3 protein-coding genes are annotated in these 4,477 nt (G+C 61.6%); 1 reads left to right on the top strand and 2 read right to left on the bottom strand.

The features are described from left to right. Nucleotides 1–70: 70 nt before the first annotated feature. The gene (locus tag AX692_RS16770; protein ID WP_007015736.1) at nucleotides 71–1,444 is read right to left on the bottom strand and encodes a hypothetical protein; all 1,374 of its coding nucleotides are present in this window, start codon (nucleotides 1,442–1,444) and stop codon (nucleotides 71–73) included. Further along, nucleotides 1,445–2,014: a recombinase family protein gene (locus tag AX692_RS16765; RefSeq protein ID WP_007015735.1), complete on the bottom strand. Its 570-nt coding sequence runs from the start codon at nucleotides 2,012–2,014 to the stop codon at nucleotides 1,445–1,447. A 140-nt stretch (nucleotides 2,015–2,154) separates the two neighbouring features. Here AX692_RS16765 and AX692_RS16760 point away from each other — a divergent pair. Next, nucleotides 2,155–4,477 (top strand): Tn3 family transposase (locus AX692_RS16760; protein WP_073977785.1); only part of this gene is annotated, 2,323 nt, incomplete at its 3' end.

Here is a 4,477-nt window from a genome sequence, read left to right as displayed (position 1 = left end):
GAGGGCATAGCGTGGGAGGTACGCCAAGCAACGCTAAGGACGAACAATACCGGAACGGCGTGCAAGGGCATCACCTGCGGAGGCCGATGATGCCCAGCTCTTGCCACATCCACGTAAAATCATAGGTAGCCATTGGCTCGCCGACCCCGGATTTTGCTGCGCCATTCTCTATATATTTGAGCCAGTCGGCCACTTTCGCCCGGCCAGCCTTCGTGCGGGCCAGAGCGCGCGGCGTCTTGTTGCCAAGGGCAGGCACCGCTTCATCAAGCGTTTTGGTATATTCGCGTGTCAGCATATCATGAACGATGCGCTCCATTTCGTCCGGCGGGATATCGAGCGGCTCTTCCTGCGGAGCGCGGGCGGCGTCATCAGCCATGAACTGGGCCAGAGTCCGGATTTCGGTCATAGGTGTGCTCACGCAATCACCAAGCCATTCGCCCATTTGCGCAATCGCTTTCTCCGCACGGGCGGCACTATTGACCTCAACGATCAGTTTGCGTCCCGCCAACTCGACATTGGCGAAGACGGGTGTGCCGTCCTCCATGGTCGTCACAAAAGCCTGCCCGCCTTTGGCCGTTCGTGGTTTTCTCTCCTTCGTCACCGGCACCAGCCAGTTCCAGAATGTGTCGCTGGCAGGCTCCAGCCATTGTGCCGCGTTCAGCCTGCGAACCACGCTCTTGCCGATCACGCCCTTGGCCAGGGGGAAGACGATGCGGTGGAACACAAGATCATCGCCATCGGCGTTGACCATATCCGGCATGGTGCCAGGCATGGCTTTGCCCAGACAATCGAGCAGCCACATGTTCGTGAACATCGGGCCTGATGCCCGTAAAATAGCATCCCGGTCGGTCTGGTTTAGTTCGGAGGTGTCCTTTGCATCGTCCGCAAGCCGGCCAAACGCGTCGATCAGTTGTAGGGCGCCATCAGCGCTGAACGGCAACAGCGCGCCCGAGATGCCATGGCGACCGTTCACATCGACAACCCGTGCAGCGATCTTGTCCCAGTTGACGAGGGTCTGTGTCGCGCCGTGTTCGCGGACCGTGACTGGCGCAACATCCCGCAACAGATCACGCAAGGTCATCGACTGACCGGGGACGACCTCGCTAACCTCATAGAGCGACATCATCGTATCCCGCAGCGCGCGCATATAGGCCTTGTTCGGCGCCTTCTCGTTCCAGCCTCGGCGCTTGAGATAGTCATCGACCAGATTGCGACCGTCAGGTTCCAGTTCCTGTGTCAGCAGATCTTCAAAGGCGCAGCCCCATAGCGGCCCTTGCCAATGATCACCGATGATCTCGAATATGGCGTCGGGTTCGAGGCCGGTCGCTTCACATGCCGGACCGAGATGCGCGGACAGCATTTCATCCATCGCCTCGTCCCACGGAGCACGATCCGCATATTTCATCAGCCCGGACAGATCGTGAGCAGATTTCAATCTGGACATTCAGGCAGGCCTTTCCACGCCAAGGCGGCGCATTTCGCGATAGATGGTGGATCTGCCGATGCCGAGTTGCCGTGCTGCCTCTGTCGGCGAGATACGGGCTTCGACCAGTTTGATGGCCGCATCCACCTTGGACATGTCGAGCGGCTGACGGCCAGGCTGCTTGCCCTTGGCGCGTGCAGCGGCGATCCCATCGCGGGTCCGCTCAGAGATTAGCCGCCGCTCGAAATGGGCGATAGCTCCGAACACATGGAAGATGAGTTCGCCGGCGGCCGACGAGGTGTCGATTTTTTCCTCAAGACTCAGGAGGGCGATGCCTTGGCTGCGCAAAGTTTCGACTGTGGCGAGCAGTTCAGTCAGCGAACGCCCAAGCCGATCGAGGCGGACCACGGCGAGCGTGTCACCCTTGCGGGCATAGGCGATCAGTTCGGCCAGTCCAGGCCGCTCCATGCTTTTTCCCGATATTACATCGGTGAACACCTTGATGGCGCCGGCATTCTCCAGTCGCATGGTCTGGCCCGCCACATCCTGATCGCCGGTGCTGACGCGGGCGTAGCCCAGAATGCCGCCCATCTATCGTGTCTCCCAAACGGTCGTTCTGTGGACGCTCTGAAGGGCGACCGCTTCACCCCGCCCATAGCCGTCCACATACTATGTCTCTTTACTCATGGCTGTCCATAGGCGCAGTTGACCTTTTGTGGACGGGAATCGGCATGACGAAGCGCAAGCATCAACTCCTGACCGAGAGCGAGCGCAATCAGATCCTTGCCATCCCGACCGATCGCGACCACTTGGCTCGGCTCTACACCTTCGAGCCTGCGGACATCGAGATCATCGGCGCGCGACGGGAACGACGGAACCAGTTGGGCGTCGCGCTGCAACTCGCGCTCTTGCGCCACCCGGGCATCACACTGGCGCAGTTGATACAGAACAGGGGAGCGATGCCCCATGATCTCGCCGCCTTCGTCGCAGAACAGCTTGGCCTGCGCGTCACGGATCTGGCTGACTATGCGGCGAGGGACCAGACCATGACGGACCATGCTCGCGAGCTAGCCGCGCGCTTGGGACTGCGAGGGCCGACGCGTGCCGATATTCCGTTCATGATCGAAGCGGCCACGAAAACGGCATGGGCGACCGACAAGGGGATGACGATAGCGACCGGTGTTGTCACCGCCCTTCGTGAGGCCCGGATTCTGCTGCCGTCCATCTCCACCATCGAGCGTGCCAGCAGCGCGGGGCGCGCGCGTGCCCGCAAGCAAGCCGCCTATGCCCTGATCGACGATCTCAGCGCTGAACAGGTCCACGCCCTCGACCAGCTCTTTGACGACGCCGGGGGCATGAGCCAGCTCGCTTCGCTCAAGACCATTCCCATCGCGGCAAGGCCCGATCATATCCGCCAGATTCTCGACCGCCTGCGGCAAGTGCGGAAGATCGGCATCTCCCCGGACGTGGCTGGCCGCATCCACGCGGACCGCTTCCGGCAATATGTCCGGGAAGGCCGTGCATCGCCTGCCTATATGATCGAGCGATACGTTCCCTCCCGGCGGCGCGCCACGCTGGTTGCCTTCCTGCTCGATCTTGAAGAGCAGCTGACCGACAGCGCTCTGGAGATGGCGGACAAGCTGATCGGCAGCATCTTCACCCGCGCGAAGAATGCCCAGGCGCGTAGCTATGCCGCCACATCGAAGAACGTGGCGCGGCTGATGCTGATCTTTCGCAGAACGATCGATGCGCTGACCGATGCGGTCGATACTGGCGAAGATCCAATTGAGGTCCTGGACGCATCGGTCGGGTGGAACACCCTGATGAAGGCGAGGCCGGAAGTGGCGAGCATCGCGGAAACCGCCAACCTCGATCCGCTGACGGTCGCGGCCGACCGCTATGCGACGTTACGCAAGTTCGCCCCCGACCTGCTTGAGACGCTCCAGTTCAGGGCCGGAAAGGGCAGTGCGAAAACGATCGCTGCCATCGAAATGCTGCGCGACCTCAACAGGTCGGGCAAACGCGATCTTCCTACCGACGCTCCGATGCCCTTCCGTAAAGAATGGCGAAAAATCGTCGTTGGCGATAACGGCAAGATCAACCGGCGGCTCTGGGAAATCGCAACGATCGCGCATCTGCGCAACAAGTTGCGTTCGGGGGATGTCTGGGTGGAGCGATCGGCGGGATACCGCCAGTTCGACAGCTACCTGCTCAGCGAACCGAAGGCGAAGCCAATCGTGTCGGCTCTTGGTCTGCCACCCACAGCCAGCGAATGGCTCGAACAACGGGGCCGCGAACTGGACTGGCGACTGAAGAAATTTGCCCAGCGCCTGAAGCGCGACGCTCTGGAGGGTGTGCGGTTCCGCGACGGCCGCCTCCAGATATCCCCGGTTCGCACGATCGCGATGCCCGATGCCGAAGCGCTGGCTGACCGGCTCGATGCGATGATGCCCCGCATCCGCATCACCGAGCTGCTGCATGAAGTGGCGCAGGAAACCGGCTTTCTTGCTGCATTCACGAACCTGCGCACCGGCGAAGCGTGCCCCAACGAAAACGCGCTGCTCGCCACCATCCTTGCGGATGCCACCAATCTCGGCCTGTCGCGCATGGCTGCCGCGAGCCAGGGCGTGACGCGCGACCAGCTCCTGTGGACCCATGACGCCTATATCCGCGACGACAGCTACTGCGCGGCGCTGGCCGTGCTCATCAACGCGCATCACCGCCTGCCATTCTCGCGCGTATGGGGCGACGGCACAACGTCCAGTTCCGATGGCCAGTTCTTCAGGGGCGCGAAGCGCGGTGCATCGGGCGGCGATATCAACGCCCGCTATGGCGTCGATCATGGCTTCAGCTTCTACACTCATGTTTCCGACCAGCGTGCGCCTTACCACGTCAACGTGATCTCTGCCGCGACGCATGAGGCACCCTATGTTCTCGACGGCCTCACCAGCCACGGCACCGATCTGAAAATCGTCGAGCATTACACCGACACTGGCGGGGCGACCGATCATGTCTTCGCCCTGTGCGCGATGCTGGGATTTCGCTTCTGCCCGC

It is taken from the genome of Erythrobacter donghaensis, assembly GCF_001557325.1.
Taxonomy (GTDB): Bacteria; Pseudomonadota; Alphaproteobacteria; order Sphingomonadales; family Sphingomonadaceae; genus Erythrobacter; species Erythrobacter donghaensis_B.
This window is presented reverse-complemented; position numbering and strand designations above follow the sequence as displayed.